We start from the raw sequence: 17,890 nt of genomic DNA on the forward strand, positions 1-17,890 counted from the left end.
TTCTTTGTTAAAGTACCTAAAGCCTCAAATGCTTTGCATAAGCTAAATAATGCTTTATCTAGTTTTCTTGTTTGAATGAATATCTTAATGATTTGCCCCCAAAGTAAACCTAGTATTGTTCTTCTATAAAGACCTACCTGAATGAAAGTGCTCTGATAGGATAGTCCAAAGGAGAAAAGGCAATGAAGCATGATTAACTCGTTCATTTTTTAGATGATTATTAGGATCAAGCGTAGTTTTGAATCGGCATATCCGCAAGTTACCCTAACCTAATAAAACTAAAATTAAGCTTAGCTTTCTGTGATTGATTTAAGAGAAAATACCAATAAATAAAGCATAATTTTCTGCTGGGCTATTGGGAGAAAGCGTGACACTCTATGAACCACTGAACCACTGAACCACTGAACCACTGAACCACTGAACCACTGAACCACTGAACCACTGAACCACTGAACCACTGAAGCAGTGAAAATGAAACTTTAAATAAGTTAAAACACGCTGTCGCTTTAAGTGTGATAACGCTGAAGAAAAGATATGATTCAGTGGCTTATTAGGCAGTACTTTGAATGAAGCAATCTAAGAATCACCACTAACTTTCAATTAATGAGGTCGAAATGTTTATTGCAATGAATCGTTTTAAGATCAAACTTGGTTTTGAAGAAGACTTTCTAGCTATCTGGGAAGGACGTGACAGCCTGTTAAAAACCGTGCCTGGTTTTGTGAGCTTTAACCTTTTACAAGCTGAGACGAACGACGAGTTTACCTTGTTCGCTTCCCATGCAACTTGGGAATCTAAAGCAGACTTTGAAGCTTGGACCAAGTCTGACGCTTTTAGAAAAGCTCATGCAAACGCTGGGAATCGACGTGAAATTTATTTAGGGCCACCTCAATTAGAGCTATTTGAAGTGGTGATATAAGCCTTTGATAGCGTTAAATAAACGAATTAGTAATTTGAGAATTGAGAGCTTCCTTGTTTGATTTTTATACTGGGTTAACCCCATACAATCAAAGTGGGTAACTCTCTTCTCAAAGAACTATTTCTAAGTTCAAGCAATCTAATTATAAAAGCTAGCTGACACCTTTAATCTTGCTAACTTCATAGTCGAACCCCACCTATTGAGTATCCGCCATCTATGGTTATTTCTTGCCCTGTTACAAAAGGTGAGTTATCAGAAAGAAGCCAAGCGACGGTACCTGCCACATCTTCTGGAGTTCCATTACGTTTTAATGCAGCTTGTTGCGCAAGGCGTGTAGATAACGCTTGATCAAGTACTTCTTCGGCCATTGGCGTGAGTATAATTCCTGGGTTAATCGCATTGACTCTAATGTTATTAGGACCTTGTTCAATGGCTAAGGTTTTCATCATGGCTAAAATAGCACCTTTGGTAGACGCATAAGCTCCAGCGCCTGGCATAACAGCATTCGCAGTCCAAGAAGCATTGATGACGATTGATCCCTGAGCCATCAGCGAAAGGCTATGTTTAATAGTAAAAAAGGTGCCAAGAAGATTGGTATTAAAAAGGGTAATAAAGTCATCTTTTTCAGTTTCTGCTAATGTTTTAAAGTCGCCCAGTATTCCAGCATTGGCAAACACCCCATCTAACTTACCGAAATGAGTTTTAATTTTTTCTATCGTCAGAATCACCGATTCCTCAATACTGATATCACAAGTTATAGCAAGTGAGTCTACTCCCATTTTCTTAAGTTCATTTGAGAGTGTCGCAAGAGGTTCTAATTGCCGACCTATTAAGGCTAGTTGTGCTCCTTCTGATGCTAGCTGGAGAGCAGTCTGTCTACCCATCCCTGAACCAGCGCCTGTAATTAAAATTGTTTTGTTCTTAAATTGTGATGTTTGCATGACCTTTTTCTCATTTGATTGGTGTGAAAAAGATCTTAATTTTATAAGAATAGTAATTAAATGCTGATATTCTTTATTCACTATAAAGTAGGACTATCAAATGGATTTATTTCGCTCGATGCAGGTTTTTGTAACAACAGTGCAATCAGGTTCAATGAGTGCTGCTGCAAATCAACTTAATCTATCGCCTGCGATGGTTGGGCAACATATCGCAGCATTAGAGTCTAGATTACAAGCACGTTTGCTTAACCGTACAACAAGGCGCCAACACTTGACTGATTTTGGTGTGAGCTACTTAGCTCAATGTAAGGATATTTTAGAGCGAGTTGCTTTAACTGAACTGGCAGCAGAAACACAGCATTATGAAGCAAGAGGAAATTTACGAATTACAGCACCAATTACCTTTGGTTCTTCAGTTCTTATGCCTGCATTAAAGTCCTATCGTGACCTTTCGCCTCTTGTTTCAATCGATCTTGTTCTGAGTGATAGTAATCTGGATCTGATAGAGGAAGGTTTTGATATCGCATTTCGAATTGGTGATATACCCGATAGCCGTTTAATTCAGCGAAATTTAATGCCGTATGAGGTGATTGTATGTGCTTCGCCTGATTATCTAGATAAATTTGGAACACCTTCCCTCCCTGATGATTTAGCGACACACCAATTGATAACATTTACGCCATCTCAGAGGCTAACTTGGACTTTTTATAAGAAGGATGTTACTGCGCAGGTAGTTCTAACCTCTATGGTAAAAGTTAACAATAGTCATGCGATCTTGAATGCGGCTTTAGCTGGATTAGGCATTGTTATTCAACCAAAAGTGTTACTTGATGCTGATATAAAAGCAGGACGTCTTATCCAGTTATTACCCGATTGGGAATTAGGAAAGAAACCGTTATCTATGATTTATTATCAGGATCAACATATGACTCCTAGAACCAGAAGCTTTATAAATTTTGCATTAAAAACGTTTAGCCTATGAAGAAACACTTCTTTTATGACCACCTTAATTAGCGCTATTTAAAGTTGGTATTTAGCGTGTTTTAAAATAGTATTTTTATCGCCTTGATGAACTGTTTGAGGTATAAACGGCATGCTTATTGTTACAGTAAAAGGGAATTTGAATGGAAATCAAAAAAAGCGCACTTAAAGTCTCAATCGGTTTTTTGATTCTAACGGCAATATTTTCTATTTGGCTAGTGTTATTCGGAGAGTTTGGGGACTTTGAAATCAGGGTATTGTTAACAACTCTGTCTATTTCAATGGCAAGTATGTGTGCGATGGCATGTGGTGCTCATATTGAAAAGACCAAGATTAAGCTGGCTGGTGGTATTGGAATAATATCTGCGCTAGTGAGTTTGTCTCTCACTTTATTTTTAATTTGGAGTGAGGTGAGAGGAAATAACATTTGGCGCTTGTGCTTTAGTTCATTAATCGTGACTTTTGCTTTTGCCCATGTGTTACTGCTTAACTTGCCTCCTCTGATAGAAAAACGATTTTGGCTGCGTTATCTTGCGGCTATCTCAGTTTCCATTATGTCTTTGTTAATGATGGTTCTTATTTGGGATGAGCGTATGGTTTCAGAAGTCTATTTCAGGCTACTGATTACCTTAGCTATCATAGTTGCTTTGGTTAGCCTGCTAATTCCAATCTTCTCTAAACTAGACAAAAAAGCAGAATATAAATTAGAGAGTGCATTACAAAACAGCCGTAAAAGTAAGGCTGCTCAAAAGCCACTTGAGCTTAAGTTGACCCAAATTGAAGATGATATTTACGCCGATGAAAATGGCAAAGAGTATCGTCTCATTGAGTTATAAGTCTCTACTAAGGGATAGGGCTCTATTAAGTGGTAGCTATCTGAATGAAGCTTAAGTACAAGGTGCTAATTTGATTGACTAACTATTTATGAATACCTAAACAAAGGAATATTTATGAAGATTGCTATTTTAGATGATTATCAAGATGTGGTTAGGCAACTTAACTGTTTTTCTTTGTTAGAAGGACATAATGTCTTAGTGCTAAACCAATCATTGCCTGAAGATGAATTGGTGCAAAAATTAGTGGATGTTGAGATTTTAGTCTTGATTCGAGAGCGTACTGAGATCAGTGAATCTCTCTTATCTCGCTTGCCTAATTTGAAACTGATAAGCCAAACCGGCAAGGTGAGTAATCATATTATCCCGAGTGTTTGTCATCAGTATGGGGTTGAAGTGGCAGAAGGGGTTGGCTCTCCGGTTGCCCCTTCAGAGTTGTGTTGGGCCTTGATTATGGCTGCGTCTCGTCATATTCCTGCTTATAGTGCGAATTTAGCAAATAACCAATGGCAAGACTCTGGGAATATGGGGTTGGGTCGATCTTTAAACGGATTAACCTTAGGTATTTGGGGGTACGGTAAAATAGGTAAACGTATTGCCCAGTATGCCAAAGTATTTGATATGAAGGTGCTAGTGTGGGGGAGTGAAAGCTCACGCCAAGCTGCGATTGAAGATGGTTTTGATGCAGCAGAGTCAAAAGGTGAGTTTTTTGAAAGTGCTGATATTTTAACCTTGCATTTGCGTTTAAACGAGGTCACCAGAGAATGTGTTACTTCTGCTGATCTTGCCAAGATGAAGTCAGATTCCTTATTCGTCAATATTAGCCGTGCAGAATTGGTTGAAAAGGAAGCTTTATATCGAGAGCTCAGTCAGAATCCGTCAAAGAAAGCGGCTATTGATGTTTATGAAAATGAACCCGCGAATCTTGAAAACGAGCCATTAATTGGGTTAGAAAATGTCACCGCTTTACCGCATTTAGGTTATGTAGAGCAGAAGAGCTATGAGTTGTATTTCAAAATAGCATTTGAAAATGTTTTAGCCTTTGCAAATGGCGAAGCAAAAAATCTAGTGGCTAGAAAGACTTAGTGTCTGAAAAGTCTAATTAAACAGGTTTTAAAGAAGGATGAATGGCCTTGCGTATTATCGAAGTGGTGGATTACAACCCGAACTGGGTAAATGAGTTTGAAAAGGAAAAGGCGCTGATCTTATCTCAGTTTTCGGGTGAAGGCGTCCAAGTGTATTCTCAACCCTTTAATATACTCCATATTGGTAGTACCTCTGTTGTAGGGCTTAGCGCTAAACCTATTATTGATATTCTATTAGAAGTAGAAAGCTTGGAATCGCTTGATCTTGATTCAGACAAGCTCGCTGCGATCGGTTATCAAGTAAAAGGTGAATATGGCATTAAGGGGCGTCGCTATTTTCAACGAGGTGAAACGGAACGTACGCATCAAATACATGCGTTTCTAAAGGGGTCTGACCATGCTATTCGACACCTTGCGTTCCGTGATTATTTGTCTGCATTTCCTGAGGTCGCAAAGGATTATGCAAGAATCAAAAAAGAAGGTGCGACCCTCTACTCCCATAGTATTGATCAATACTGTGAGCATAAAAACGACTTTGTGGTTAAGCATGAAGCAGAGGCATTGGCTTGGTTCAAAAATAGATAAAGCAACGTTTGTTTATTAGGGGGAAATCTATGAAGGCAAAAATAGAATATATTAAATTCGATGACATTGATCAGGAAGCATTCCTCCCCTTAGTAAATAGTCAAAGGGTGCGAGAGCATCTGATGGCGCATGCTCTTTTTACGCCCGAGACATTAGCCCAATGGATGGCAACGAAACGTGCACTTGATAATGAAGCTGGCTGTAAAGCGAGAGGGATTTTGTGTGATGGAAAACTGGCTGGTTGGTGCGCGATCCAATACGAAGAGGGCCAGTATGAAATTGCTATTATCATTGATGACAGCCATTGGGGCCTAGGAAAGCGCGTGTTTAAAGATATGATGCAGTGGGCAAGAGAGTTCAAACATGAAGACGTCTACATTCATTTTTTACATACTCGCCCCGAGTACAGGTTCTTAAAGAAAATAGCTAAATCCGTTCAAGAAACCGAGCTATATGGTAATAAATTTATCAGTTACCAATTGGCGGTAGAGTAAGTCAAATTTTGTCATTCTGCTGATTGTCTCCTAATTCTATAAAAGTACTTTTATGAAACCTGTAAGTGTATTGATCCATGTTGTTGATGTTAACCAAGGTTTTGATTGGTATAAAAAAGCTTTTCCTAATGCGAAGGAGAGGTATTTGGAAGCATTTGATATGAGGCTTTTGGATATTAGTGGATTCATGATTGAGATAGTCAAAGCTGACGCTAAGGTTGGATCAGGAAAAGCGGGGAGTGTTTTATATTGGCCGGTGAGCTCGGTTAATGACGCCTTAGAACACTTTGAATCTCTTGGTGCAAAGTTATATCGTGGGCCTATGGCGATAGAAGAAGGGCTGAGAATGTGCCAAATCGAGGACCCTTTTGGTAACTTGATTGGGTTACGTGGTCGATAGCATTACGTGGCCAACAGTATTGCTTAGTTCATACTGACAATTCAGTGTTAAGGTTTTTTTAAAAAGGGATTTACATGGAACTGTTTGGAAGAATCACCTCTTTTAATGTTCAAAAAGTGCTCTGGTTACTTGAAGAGCTTGGCATAAATTATGAACTCGTGGAATTAGGTGGGCGTTTTGGTGGGTTGGAGACTGAGGATTTTCAGCAGTTAAACCCTATGAAGAAGGTCCCAGTTTTAATTGATGGTGAAAGACATATTTGGGAGTCTCATACCATAATGAGATACCTTATTGCTGAATACTCACCACAGCTATGGTGTCAGGGAAGTCCTTATAGCCAGTCTTTATATGAGCGTTGGATGGACTGGTCTCAGGTGACTTTTCAACCCGTTTTCATGGCAACTTTTTGGGGCTTCTATCGAATGCCCCCAGCTAAAAGAGATATGAAAACAGTTGAGTTAAATCTAGTTAAATGTCAACAATGCCTTGGGCAGATTGAAGCTCAATTAAAAGAAACGCATTATCTTGCAGGTTCATCAATGTCTCTTGCCGATATTTGTGTTGGAGCAGTCCTGTATCGTTTGACGACACAGGGGCTTTCTATCTCATTACCCTCAAATACTCAAAAATGGTTTGACAAATTAAGCAAAAGACCGGGCTATAAAACATGGATTATGAGTGATTACAGTGAGTTAAAAGGTCGTGAAGATTTTTAATCCTTCAAACTAATCAAGCACCTTGCTTTGTTATTTTTCATTTTTCCAGAATCAAAACTTATTTGATTTTGCACCCTAGAATCAAACATCACCTTGGTGGAATGGATATCCTGTGTCTGTTGATGAGAAAGAAAAGGAATGTAAAGTGAGTAAGGCTAAAGCGTTTTTAGTTAGCTTGGTTAATGAGATAAACCAACATGATGTGGATGTATTAGGTGTTCAATTTTTAAGTGAAAAGCTTGGTTTATCGCGTTGGCAGTTACAAAGGACTTTCAGCGCATTAGTGGGCATTAGCTTAAAAGAGCATTTAAGAGAGCGTCGTATTTGCTATGGCGCAAAGCTCTTATTGGAGACTAATCAAGGCGTGCTAGATGTTGCTCTCGCGTCAGGGTTTAGTAGTCAAGCCGCCTTTTCTAGAGCCTTTAAAACGCATTTTACTATGACTCCAGTTCAATATCGTCAACGAGCTGTTGTAGACAAGGTAAGTTTCGACTTATTTATTCCTAAACATTACAAGTGGAGCAAGGCGATGACGATTAAAGTTGAGCATAAAAGTGCGATCTTACTAGAGGGCGTGCAGGGCTACTTCAATGGTTTTGATAGTTCAAAAGCAAATAATCTCGAACGGATTCCAAAACTTTGGCAATCATTAATGCAGGATGACGTATTTATTAAGCAAGCTAACTTAATAGGTTATGGGTTAATTTATGAGAGTGATGATAAAGCAAAAGGAGATCTAGCTTATTTGGCAGCAATTGATTCTAGTCAGGCTCAGATGCACAAAAAAGGGATCAAAAAAGAGGTTAATGAGCAGCTTTATGCCATTATTCCTCATCATGGCAAACTCTCTGATTTAAGTAATACCCTAGACGCATTTTGTGGACAATGGTTAGTGGAGTCAGACTATAAGATGTCGAGTGACTTTAGTATTGAAGTGTATGATGAAAGGTTTGATCCTGATTCAGAAAACTCTTATTTTGAAACTTGGATACCGGTTCAGACAAGTCGTTAGAATAGCTTAATGCGATGACTTTTTTGACCTGAGACTGTCCTCAGAGACAAGGCTCATTTCTGAGGCTTGTCTCTTGCCTTTTGTCTTCATAAAAAGAGCATTGCTTAGAACACATCATCCCTCCCATTAGTTGAGTATGATGTTAGAGAATGGGCAAATTACCCTTTAATGCCATGACACTAATGAGTGCTAAAGGAATGCTTTTTTCCATCTTTGCGTGTGCTCTTCATCCCTTTCTAAATACTGCTTTAGTGCGAGAGCTAAAGGTGGAGAAAAGTTTTGCTCTTCGTCCATGGCGATCGCATTGATTCGCATTGTGTACCAAGCAGTAATACCTTCTGTTGGGGGTGAATCAAAACGAGGAAAATTCAGTGTTTGATGGATGCCAGCAAACCAATCGTTAGGGAGGTTCGGGTTGAGCACCATAGCGCGGGCCAAGCCTACTAGGTCTGCACTCATATCTTGCAACAGGGTGCTGGCATCGGATAAAGACTTGACGCCACCTGTCACCATGAGGGGAATAGAGGTAAGGTTTTTTGCTCTTTTAGCAAAGGTCTTGTAATAAACCCCTTTGCTTGAGCTATCTGAGCTAGACTTTGCACCAGGAAAATAGGTGCCTCCGCTAATTTCAATCAGGTCCAAACTGGTTTTCTCTAACAAGCTAACATGTGCCAAGGCATCTTCTTCTGTTAAGCCGCCTTCAAGTAAATCCGATGCATTAATTTTGATACCAATGGGGTAGTTGGGCCCGACTTGAAGGCGAATAGCCTCAATAATAGCCAATATAATACGACAGCGATTTTTGATACTACCGCCGTATTTGTCGTCCCTTAGGTTAAACAAAGGGGAAATGAATTGGCTTAATAAAAAGCCATGGCCTGCATGAATTTGTACGCCAGTAAATCCGACCTCTTTGGCAATGCTGGCAGCCTTGGCATAACTTGCAGGTAAGCTCTCTATCTCTTCTATCGTCATACCTTCGCAGTGAAGTGTGCCTACATCTAGTGCAGATGGGCCTTTAGCTTGACTGATAGGCGCGTGAGATAAGGCCCCTGCATGGCCAAGTTGTGGCCATATATGTGCGCCTGTAATACTTGCCCTTTGAGTGAGTCGCCTTAAGGCTTCTTTATCCGAATGTTTTGTGAGACTGAGGTTGCCTGGCTTTTCAGGGTATCTTGGGTCAATTTGCACTTCTCCTATGATGGATAAACCGATACCGCCTTGTGCCCATCTTTCATAAAGCCTTATCTGAGCTTGCGTTGGATTGGCTTCTCCGTCGCCTAATGAGTCAGACATGGCGGATTTTGCTAATCTATTTTTTAATACCGCACCGCAGGGTAGGGTAAGAGGTTGTTCAAGTAAGGTGTGTATTCTATCCATTGCTTTGCCCTTTGCTGTATGTGGGAGCCATATAGTTTCATAGCGCTATTATTGATATTTTTAGATAAACTAAAAACAGGGTAATGATTAATAGACTGTTAAAAATAAGTTGATAATGAATACATCTGATCTCACATTGTTTGTGCAAATAGCTCAATCTGGCAGTATTACGGCTTCGGCCAAGCAGGCTGGTATTACAACAGCAGCAGCAAGCTCCGCGCTTAAACGTTTGGAGCAACAGCTTGGGGTGCAGCTTTTTATTCGTAGTACTAGGCAGTTACGTATCACGCTTGCAGGTGAAAAATTCCTGTTTCATTGCCAGCAGGCGCTAGCTTCTTTAGAGCTAGGTGTTGTGAATGCCAATGAGTCTATGGGAAGCATAGCGGGAAATTTAAGGTTATCTGTATCATCTGATTTAGGCAGAAATATCTTGATACCATGGATAGATGAGATATTAGGGCAATATCCTGCTTTGGCAATTGATTTAACTGTAAGTGATACCCTTTCAAACTTTTTTGAGGATAAGGTAGATCTAGCTCTTAGATATGGCAAGCCTCAGGATTCGAACTTAGTCGCGTTTCATATAGCAACTTTAAAACGAATAACCTGCGCTTCTCCTGATTATCTAGCCACTTATGGTAAGCCAAAGCATCCAGAGGAGCTTAGAGATCATACTTGTTTGTTGTACCGAATAAATGATCGATTATTTGACCATTGGGAATATAGTCAGTCAGCTTCAAACTATAAAGTAAAAGTATCAGGTAACCGAGTTTGTAATGATACGGATATAGTAAAGCGATGGGCGCTTGCTGGTCATGGTATTGCTTATCGATCTGAAATTGATATTGCGTAAGAGCTAAAGTTAGGTCAATTACAACCTTTGCTAACCTGCTATGAGTCTCCACCCGTTGAGCTTTATTTGATCTGTCCAAATAAGGCACATGTAACACCTTCAGTTATCATCTTTAGAGAGCTATTGAGGGAAAAGTGTTTTGAACTTATAAAAGTCTTTAGTTAAAGCCTGCGAGTGTTAGCTCCTCGTTATGATAAGTCGATCAACTTAATCAGTGTTTCCTGATTTGATGCTTTCTTACATAAATTTAAAGTCTTATATTTTTAATCGACTATACTTTTTAGAATTAGAGTAAGCTCTTGCTTTAATTCATGTTTATTAAACTGACATAAGTTGGCTTATTGGTTTAATCGGGAGTGAGAACAAACCAAATTAATTTTAGTGATGATGGAGGTTTTATATGGAAGCTGAAGAAGAAAAAAAAGAAGATTTAGTTCACTGTATTTATACTAGTGCATCAACAATTGAGTTTACACCAGAAGACATTACCGAGCTGCTTGAAAAGGCTAGAAGAAACAATGATAAATTAGGTGTTTCGGGGATGTTGTTATATGACGAAGGATCATTTTTCCAAGTACTAGAAGGTGACCCACAAGTTGTAGCGCGACTTCTAAAAACAATCCAAAATGACAAAAGGCATGATAAAGTCGTCAAAATTATTTACGAAGATATAGAGGAAAGGGATTTTTCTGAATGGACTATGGGATATTCTGGCGCCTCAAGAAGTGATTTGCAAAGTATTGATGGGTTAAATGACTTTTTCCAAACTAACAATACCTTTGTAGAGTTGGATGAAGGCAGAGCCAAAAAACTCTTATCTGCCTTTAAAGATGGAAAGTGGCGTACATCGATTAATTAACTATTAAATGTTTATAAGCTTAAAGAAAAACCACATATTCGGTGGTTTTTTCTATTATATCAATTAGTTAAAAATAGCTCTTAATTTATATATTACTTTATTGCTATTGAATAAGCGTTGTCATAATGCAGAATAATAGGAAGTAAGGCCAATACAAGACTTTTAATAGCAGGCCATCTTGATAATCAATGAGATAGTTTCTGCTATTAGAAAGGTAAAGCATTGACGAAATAGTGACACATATAAGCAAGCTGTAACAGGCTAAATAATAGAACACTAAAAAGATAATGCCTTTGGCCTCTAATGCATTTCGTAACGAAGTATTCGAAAGAATTAAGATAAAGAACAAAGAGGAACTTCGTGCCACTAAAATCGAAGCCCCATCAACTTAATAACAAAATCTGAACAATAGCATTTTAAAAATGAATTCAATTATAACTTTTGTAATCAAAGGGTTATTGTAGGTTGATGAGCGTGATAGCGATGCAAAAAGCGAAGCAAATAGGCCAATAGAGCATCTTTAAAATAAGCCCTTCTTTAAAATCGAGAATTCGACTTTGTATATCTGAGGTATAAAGAATGGCTGCGACAGCTACGAAGACAATTTGTGCGTAGGTTCCGAAATAGAAATACTCAAGAAAAATCATGTCTTTTGCTTCTAGCTCGTCCCTTAATGAAACGTGTGAAATGACCAGTATAAAAAACAAAGCGGCACACTGTTCAAGTACCGTTGAGCTGCTAAAGCCCCAAAGCGTGATTTTGGCTTCGTTTTTGGTCCATAAGAGTAAGGTGCAAAAAGCCAAGCAACTAACCATTATAAGCGGGAGTAGGTGGGTGATAACGGGACCTGTAATGACTCTTTTAATCACAAGGTTGAAAGAGAGTAATGCTTTTTGATCTAAGTTTTCATTAAGATCCTGATAGCTAAAGTAACTTTGCTTTATTTGCCATCCGCTAAGCTCTAAACCATTTTGATTAATGCCAGGTAAATCTTCAGGGTTCATGCTCTGATACATGCTAAATTTTGGCACTAATATATGTTTGGCTATTTGGTTTTTGCCTTCAATTTGGATTTTGATTTCTTCCATATCAAAGGGGAAAGAGGCGTAATTGAAAGGTTGCCTTATCTCAGAGGTAAACTTCCATTTTTGCAGATTATCTTTGCTTGCTAGCTTCTCCCATTGTGTGTCTATGGCAAGCGGGAAAAAGACGGGCGGTTCTTCATACTCATTATCTAGTTTAGATAAGCTGATATCTCCCAACACTTGAATCGTACCTGGATCTAGCTGAGTGATTGCATTGATATTAAAGCCGACTTCAGTTTGTGAAAGAGAAGGCCTTTTAAAGCTTGGATCTGGGGCGTGTTTTAAGATGAAATTATTCACATTTACTTTTTCAAAGACTTGGTTCGCTGTGACTAAACTAAGTTCATTATTCAGTTTATCCGCCCACATATTAATTAAGCTTATGAACATGACACAGCTGATAAGAATAGAAAAACGATATCCTAGATTAATGAGTTTATGGGGAAACTTGAGGCAACTGAGTAACAAAATGCCAGAGATTAGAAATAAGAGTTGAGGCAGTTTATGTAGCGATGATAAACCATTACTCAGGGCTTGTTCGGCTCTTAACTCATCAGCCCAAACCAGTATGCCTAGTGTGTCTTTAGTGCCTGATACTTCACTAAAAAATAACCAGCATTCTTTTTTATTTATGGGGTGGATGAAGGAGGTAATAGGGCCTTTTTCTCTTTGGGCGAGAATGGTTTTAAAAAAACTATTATCCTGTTTAAGTTTATGAATATCCTGCCCTAGATAATCTGCTACAGGATAAGAAATGAGTTCGTCATTGACAGTTAGAATAAAGCCAAAGCCACTTTGTGCGAGGTCCAATTGTGAAACGATCTGACTAAGACCAGACAATGATAAATTAAGGAAAATAATACCGTCATAGCCATTGTCAGCCTTGTTGTCATAGTTTGATGAAAATGGCCGTATAAACTCTGCAATCCAACTTTTAGCAGAAGTGCCGTAATAGGGGGCTAACCACATAGGGCCTTCTTTTAAAGGTTGATGAAACCAAAAGGTTCTAGGTCTGCCGGAGTTAGCATCATCGGCAAGGGTATAATCATACTTATCAGATAAGGCCTGTTTTGGCTGGTTATTGGCTCCTTTTTGATAAAACGGAGAGTACAGAGGTACTGCTGGACTAAAGCGATCTTTTTTAAAGACAACGCCACCTCTAAAAGCTCCCTTGGTTGCTAGCACCTTGTCTTTAATGAGTGCTCTAATTTGGTTATCGCTTAAGTTGCTTTGGGAAAGCTGATAAGCAATATCTGAAGTGGCTTGCTTAATGGTATTAAATTGTTGGCTAATCTCTAAACTGGCGTTATTTCCTTGCTCTACAATCGCCTGTACTAATAGAGCATCTTGAGTTAATACAGTGTGTTTTTGTATTTGCTGTATATACAAACCAGCAGATAAAAACAGAGCAGCAGCCAGCAATAAACTGAACTGCCAGTACCTAATCCGCCTTTTGTTTAATCTTTGATGAGTTGTGATGCCATCCTGGCTAAGTTCTCCCTGCTTCACTCTTTGTCACCCTCCTGAGCATTCAATTGGGCCTTGTTATTAAAGCGCTGGAGTAAGACCTGATCAAAACGCTTGATTAACCAAGAACAGATTAAGCTACAACTGATAAACCAGAGTGCAACCAAGCTATAAATAGGAATGACCATTTGACTATCCCCAGAAATCGCAATAGTGGCATTTGCTGTAGCCATGATTTCCTTTACGCCTATGATGGATGAGGTCGTTGAGGCCATCAGGATGACAATAAAGTATTGGCTCCAAGGAGCGAGTTGAAAGGCTTTATTTTGTGTTCGAGCCTCTAAAAAATAACCGCAAGCAAAGCCGGTTACAGGAGCGCCTAGCGCAAAAACGGCTTTTGCTATGACGGGGATTTGAAAGTGCATGCTAGCCAGACTAAATTGCGTTGGAATAATAAGCGCAAGGTAGAAGAGCAAAACAAAACTTGGCACATTTCTAAACACAAGTAGAAAACTTTTGGCGATTAGCTGAATCAACTTAAATCGGCTTAAGTGGAGTTTAGTAATGTATAAGCCTGTCATTATGCCAAGAGCCATGGCACACAAGGTAATCACAATGTTTAAGCTAAATGCTTGCATAAAAACGGGAAATAAACTGATGAGATAGTAAATTGTCATGATTCATCCTTTAAACAAATTAATACTATGTTGTTAGTTTTCTAATTGAGGGCGCTTCGCTTGGGGAATTAGCCTAAATAAATACTCTATTGTTTTGCTAAAAAGCATGACCTCGAAGAAGTAAAACAGCATAAGCAGCGTCATTAAAAACAGAGTATGGCCTTGAGAGGCAACCAGACTGGTAGTGACAAGAATGGCATTGGGTACAGAAAGGGCGCTTGCCATAGCTGAGGCTTTTACCAAGTTAATCAAGTTGGCAATAATGCCGTGTTTTCCTTCAAGAAAAGCAGTATTCAGTGTGCTTAATTGGCGTCTTTTATTTTGTGATGCTATGGCATCTTCTAGCAAGCTGCTTATCCCTGCTGCGGTATAAAGCGAGAGCACGATCAGTGCTGTTGTTACTGCTCCTCCAGAAAGAAGGTCTAGCATCAAGGGGTGGCTATAGTGATAAGAAAATAACCCAAAATAGAGTAGATACAACAAGACAATAGGTGGAACGCTGCGTTGTACATTGATGATGCTATTAATCGTCTTACGTATATAGGGGTTAGAAAGCAGAGAAAAGAGGGTAAAGATATAGGCAAATACCAAGGTGAGTATGACCACTGCCAAGGTAAATAATAAGGTCTGAGTGAAAGCCAAGATAAGCCAATTTGTATCGTGTTGATCAAATGGCCACCAATAGTTGTTTTCAACGGGTTTGTCTTTTGGGTACTGATCACAAGCTTCAGGGAGATGGTAATCCGCATTAAAACGGCATAAGTAATCTCCCCTGTCAGTTTTTTGATTCCATAATTTTGTTCTATCCGCGAGATAGGCTCTATCAGGTAAAAGCCATTTAGTTGCGTATTTATAAAGTGTTGCATCTCGCTGCCATTTAACAGTGATACTCTCAAGCTTCCTTTTTAGAGAAAGGCTATCGAGGTCTTTATTGACGACTAAGGACCATAAGATAGGATAGATAATTGGTAGTTCTGCCTGGTAGTCCTTCCAGCTATCCGATTTTAATAAATGATAGATGGCTGAATTATCATAGGCCCAAGCAACACACTTTTTAGTGAGTAGGGCTAATTGAGCATCCCTTGTGTTAAATAGAATTAAGGGCTCGATTTGATAATCTTGAATGAGGGTTTTGTTAAAATATGAGCCGCCATATAGGCAGACTTTCTCGCCGGATAAATCTGACCAGTTTTTGATATTGGATGATTTGGCCGTTAATGCAGTAACCCCACTACGATAGTAATGAGGGGTTATCATGCTGACTCTTTCTCGTCTTTGTTGGGTATCTCCAACGGTTGCGATAAGCATGTCTACTTCGCCTTCTTCGAGCAATTGAAAGCGATTGCCACTGGTAACCGATCTGAGTTTAGCTTTTACCCCTAGTTCTTTCGCCACTAATGCCGCTAGGTCTGGCTCAAAACCAACAATGTCACCTTCAGGTGATAGCATCCCCCAAGGAGGATAATCCACCTTAACCCCAATTCTAATGACTTCCCTATCTTGGATCTGGCTTAAAGTATCTGCATATAGCTGGCTAGATAAACCAGAAATAGCGAATAAAAGGGCGAATAAAAATAGATTAATCAAGGTCCTTAACATCATCTAGCCTCCTTATCTTGTTGGGTGCAGTTTTTAAGTTTTGGTTTTGCTAATACGAGAAAACCGTAAGCAAATTGAATGGGTAAAAGGTGGCATAAAATCTTGTCTAATTTGGCTAAAAGAGGGTGAGAGAGCACCCATTTTTCAGGCAGCATACTTTCTGCTTGGCTGATGATGGCTTCTAGCCCTGCAAGTGCTAGTTCCTGCTTTAGGCTAGATAAGGTGTATAAGTGGTAGTTGAGCTTAATCTTGCCTTTACGCTGGTATTGGATCGATTCACTGTTTTTTAAGCTGATATTTTTGACAATATTCCAAGCTTGTTTAAATAGAAAACGACGGCTGCGATTAGGCACTGACAGCAAAATAGCACCTTCTTGAGAGGCGAGTTGTGCTTTGTTTTCTTTTAAAACCTTAACCCTTTCTGAGGCTTGAGTTATGTGAGAAAGCACGCCAAACATCATGAGGCTAAGTGAAATAGGTTTGGAATCTTCTAAGTACTTTTCGAGTTTTTGCTTCTTACAAAATAAATGAATTTTGTTGCTAGTGTTATGGTTAAGCAGAAGTAACTCTTCTAAATCTGAAATGGCTCTTTCACTAATGTCGTAGCCAATAAAGTGTAAGTTATAGGTATTTGCTAATGCTAAAAGATAGCGTCCTTGTCCACAGCCAAAATCAAGAACTTGGCTTTTGGGATTAATAGGGAGCAAGCTTAGCTGAGTATGAATAAAGCTAAGTACATTAGGGTTCGCACTTGGGTATCGGGTTTTATACAGACCGGATTGATAGTATTGATTGTATTGCTCGGCCATATCTTTTTCATAATGCTTATTCATGATTACTCTTCCTTTAAAGCCTTTATCTGTCTTGTCTCCTGTTATGGCTTAAGACGAATTTCTTAAGCGAATAACACGACTTTTTACCTTCCTCAAATGCTTGATGAATTCAGGATTAGGCTTATAGTTTGGCTAAGAGTAGTTTTTCTATCTCGGGGGAAACCACTGTAAATTCAGTGGCTTGCACTGTTCGAGTAGGCGGTTAGGATATTTATTGATCGGCTAATTCGAGTGACTTTTTTGCAAAATTGTTTGCTTTTGTGACTCATAGTTTTCGAATACGTCTTTTGCTTGATTTAAGCTTGTGGGACTTATGCTAATGCTGGTATTGCAATCTGGGTTAGAGCAACGAAACCGCATACCACTGACAAAAAGCTTGGCATCGAAGAGAATGACGGACTGGCAATGTGGGCAAGGGATTTGCTGTTGGTAGGGCATAAAACGTCCTTATTAATTATGTTTATTCACTGAGTTTGTTAAGTGGGTGCGATGAAATCGCACCCTCAACCTGATGATCAGAGTTAACTTTTCTCGGCTTCAATCTGAATAGGCTGGATAGCTTGAGAGTAAGCATCAATGATAGTGGTTACCCCTTGTGGCAATGGCAGTTGTCCTGCATGAACATGCACATTGTATTTAGCACTATTAGACTTCTCGTAATGGGACTTATCTGATGAGGCTGTTTTGCTGGTGGATTTCACGCTACCACTAATTTCAACAGAGAAAGGCCCGATACCTGCTGAGGCGCTAAATTTTGCTTCTGCACCCACCTCAGTACTGGATGAGTTTTCTTTTTCATTGGAAAAAGAGCTCTTTACTTCCATTTCAAAATCAACAGAAACATCATCAACCGCTAATGAGTTAAGAGGCAAGATGGTGAGTAACGGCAAGTTCATTTTTGTTTGTGCGGGTTTTTCTTGGGGCGTGCCATCGGCGTTAATGATAGCGCGCTCAATAATCATATCTATCATGATAGGTGAGCGAGTGCCGTCTTGTGCTGGTGGTTGAAAGCAGGTGTTTAATAAGAACTCAGTTTGGGTGTGAGCCATTAAAGCATTTGCTTCGGCTGCGGCTTTTAAAGGCCCGCCAATTAATGACTTCATTGGCAAACCACTAAATTGTTGCGCCATAGATAATAAAGCTGGTCCTGGCATATAGAACTCCTTGGATAAG

General features: G+C 39.3%; 20 protein-coding genes. 11 read left to right on the plus strand and 9 right to left on the minus strand.

Features of this window, described 5'->3' with window-relative positions:
- The first annotated feature begins 614 nt into the window (after nucleotides 1–614).
- The gene (locus OA91_RS20425; protein WP_063339616.1) at nucleotides 615–917 is read left to right on the plus strand and encodes an antibiotic biosynthesis monooxygenase family protein; all 303 of its coding nucleotides are present in this window, start codon (nucleotides 615–617) and stop codon (nucleotides 915–917) included.
- 179 nt (nucleotides 918–1,096) lie between these two features.
- On the opposite strand, the gene OA91_RS20430 is transcribed toward OA91_RS20425, so the two are convergent.
- On the minus strand, nucleotides 1,097–1,858 hold the full coding sequence (locus OA91_RS20430; protein WP_063339615.1) for an SDR family NAD(P)-dependent oxidoreductase: 762 nt from the start codon (nucleotides 1,856–1,858) through the stop codon (nucleotides 1,097–1,099).
- 100 nt (nucleotides 1,859–1,958) lie between these two features.
- Here OA91_RS20430 and OA91_RS20435 point away from each other — a divergent pair, with 100 nt between their 5' ends.
- The 8 genes from OA91_RS20435 (at nucleotide 1,959) to OA91_RS20470 (ending at nucleotide 7,964) form a co-directional block, all read left to right on the plus strand.
- Nucleotides 1,959–2,840, plus strand: coding sequence for a LysR family transcriptional regulator (locus OA91_RS20435; RefSeq protein ID WP_063339614.1), 882 nt, complete (start codon nucleotides 1,959–1,961; stop codon nucleotides 2,838–2,840).
- A gap of 142 nt (nucleotides 2,841–2,982) precedes the next feature.
- Complete coding sequence (locus OA91_RS20440; RefSeq protein WP_063339613.1) at nucleotides 2,983–3,675, plus strand: hypothetical protein; 693 nt, start codon at nucleotides 2,983–2,985, stop codon at nucleotides 3,673–3,675.
- A 114-nt stretch (nucleotides 3,676–3,789) separates the two neighbouring features.
- On the plus strand, nucleotides 3,790–4,758 hold the full coding sequence (locus OA91_RS20445) for a D-2-hydroxyacid dehydrogenase family protein (RefSeq protein ID WP_063339612.1): 969 nt from the start codon (nucleotides 3,790–3,792) through the stop codon (nucleotides 4,756–4,758).
- A gap of 41 nt (nucleotides 4,759–4,799) precedes the next feature.
- Nucleotides 4,800–5,342, plus strand: a complete 543-nt coding sequence (locus OA91_RS20450; protein WP_063339611.1) for a GrpB family protein — start codon at nucleotides 4,800–4,802, stop codon at nucleotides 5,340–5,342.
- Between the two features lie 29 nt (nucleotides 5,343–5,371).
- Complete coding sequence (locus OA91_RS20455) at nucleotides 5,372–5,836, plus strand: GNAT family N-acetyltransferase (RefSeq protein ID WP_063339610.1); 465 nt, start codon at nucleotides 5,372–5,374, stop codon at nucleotides 5,834–5,836.
- Nucleotides 5,837–5,888: 52 nt separating this feature from the next.
- Nucleotides 5,889–6,236: a VOC family protein gene (locus tag OA91_RS20460; RefSeq protein ID WP_063339609.1), complete on the plus strand. Its 348-nt coding sequence runs from the start codon at nucleotides 5,889–5,891 to the stop codon at nucleotides 6,234–6,236.
- A 74-nt stretch (nucleotides 6,237–6,310) separates the two neighbouring features.
- A complete protein-coding gene (locus OA91_RS20465) occupies nucleotides 6,311–6,952 on the plus strand; it encodes a glutathione S-transferase family protein (RefSeq protein ID WP_063339608.1) in 642 nt (213 codons plus the stop codon).
- A gap of 112 nt (nucleotides 6,953–7,064) precedes the next feature.
- Nucleotides 7,065–7,964, plus strand: a complete 900-nt coding sequence (locus OA91_RS20470) for an AraC family transcriptional regulator (RefSeq protein ID WP_063339607.1) — start codon at nucleotides 7,065–7,067, stop codon at nucleotides 7,962–7,964.
- 189 nt (nucleotides 7,965–8,153) lie between these two features.
- Here the strand turns inward: OA91_RS20470 and OA91_RS20475 are convergent, their stop codons facing one another.
- Entirely contained in the window at nucleotides 8,154–9,344 is a 1,191-nt protein-coding gene (locus tag OA91_RS20475) for an NADH:flavin oxidoreductase/NADH oxidase family protein (protein ID WP_063339606.1), read from the minus strand.
- A gap of 115 nt (nucleotides 9,345–9,459) precedes the next feature.
- On the opposite strand from OA91_RS20475, the gene OA91_RS20480 reads away from it, so the two are divergent.
- Both OA91_RS20480 and OA91_RS20485 read left to right on the plus strand, forming a co-directional pair.
- Entirely contained in the window at nucleotides 9,460–10,197 is a 738-nt protein-coding gene (locus tag OA91_RS20480) for a LysR family transcriptional regulator (protein ID WP_231870426.1), read from the plus strand.
- 400 nt (nucleotides 10,198–10,597) lie between these two features.
- Nucleotides 10,598–11,056, plus strand: a complete 459-nt coding sequence (locus tag OA91_RS20485) for a BLUF domain-containing protein (RefSeq protein WP_046019571.1) — start codon at nucleotides 10,598–10,600, stop codon at nucleotides 11,054–11,056.
- Nucleotides 11,057–11,159: 103 nt separating this feature from the next.
- Here the strand turns inward: OA91_RS20485 and OA91_RS24345 are convergent, their stop codons facing one another.
- The 7 genes from OA91_RS24345 to OA91_RS20515 form a co-directional block, all read right to left on the minus strand.
- A complete protein-coding gene (locus OA91_RS24345) occupies nucleotides 11,160–11,423 on the minus strand; it encodes a hypothetical protein (protein WP_157203872.1) in 264 nt (87 codons plus the stop codon).
- 88 nt (nucleotides 11,424–11,511) lie between these two features.
- A complete protein-coding gene (locus tag OA91_RS20490) occupies nucleotides 11,512–13,650 on the minus strand; it encodes a PDC sensor domain-containing protein (protein ID WP_063339605.1) in 2,139 nt (712 codons plus the stop codon).
- Nucleotides 13,647–14,285, minus strand: coding sequence for a hypothetical protein (locus OA91_RS20495; RefSeq protein ID WP_063339604.1), 639 nt, complete (start codon nucleotides 14,283–14,285; stop codon nucleotides 13,647–13,649). Before OA91_RS20495 ends, OA91_RS20490 begins: the two co-directional genes overlap by 4 nt.
- Before the next feature lie 33 nt (nucleotides 14,286–14,318).
- Nucleotides 14,319–15,887 (minus strand): transporter substrate-binding domain-containing protein, encoded by a 1,569-nt coding sequence (locus OA91_RS20500; protein ID WP_063339603.1) that lies wholly within the window; start codon nucleotides 15,885–15,887, stop codon nucleotides 14,319–14,321.
- Nucleotides 15,884–16,717, minus strand: a complete 834-nt coding sequence (locus OA91_RS20505) for a class I SAM-dependent methyltransferase (protein WP_063339602.1) — start codon at nucleotides 16,715–16,717, stop codon at nucleotides 15,884–15,886. The genes OA91_RS20500 and OA91_RS20505 overlap by 4 nt, the downstream gene beginning before the upstream one ends.
- Before the next feature lie 222 nt (nucleotides 16,718–16,939).
- Entirely contained in the window at nucleotides 16,940–17,155 is a 216-nt protein-coding gene (locus OA91_RS20510) for a hypothetical protein (RefSeq protein WP_063339601.1), read from the minus strand.
- Between the two features lie 83 nt (nucleotides 17,156–17,238).
- On the minus strand, nucleotides 17,239–17,871 hold the full coding sequence (locus tag OA91_RS20515) for a DUF2589 domain-containing protein (protein WP_063339600.1): 633 nt from the start codon (nucleotides 17,869–17,871) through the stop codon (nucleotides 17,239–17,241).
- Nucleotides 17,872–17,890 lie beyond the last annotated feature (19 nt).

Origin of the sequence: Marinomonas sp. SBI8L (assembly GCF_001624705.1) — a bacterium.
GTDB lineage: Bacteria > Pseudomonadota > Gammaproteobacteria > Pseudomonadales > Marinomonadaceae > Marinomonas.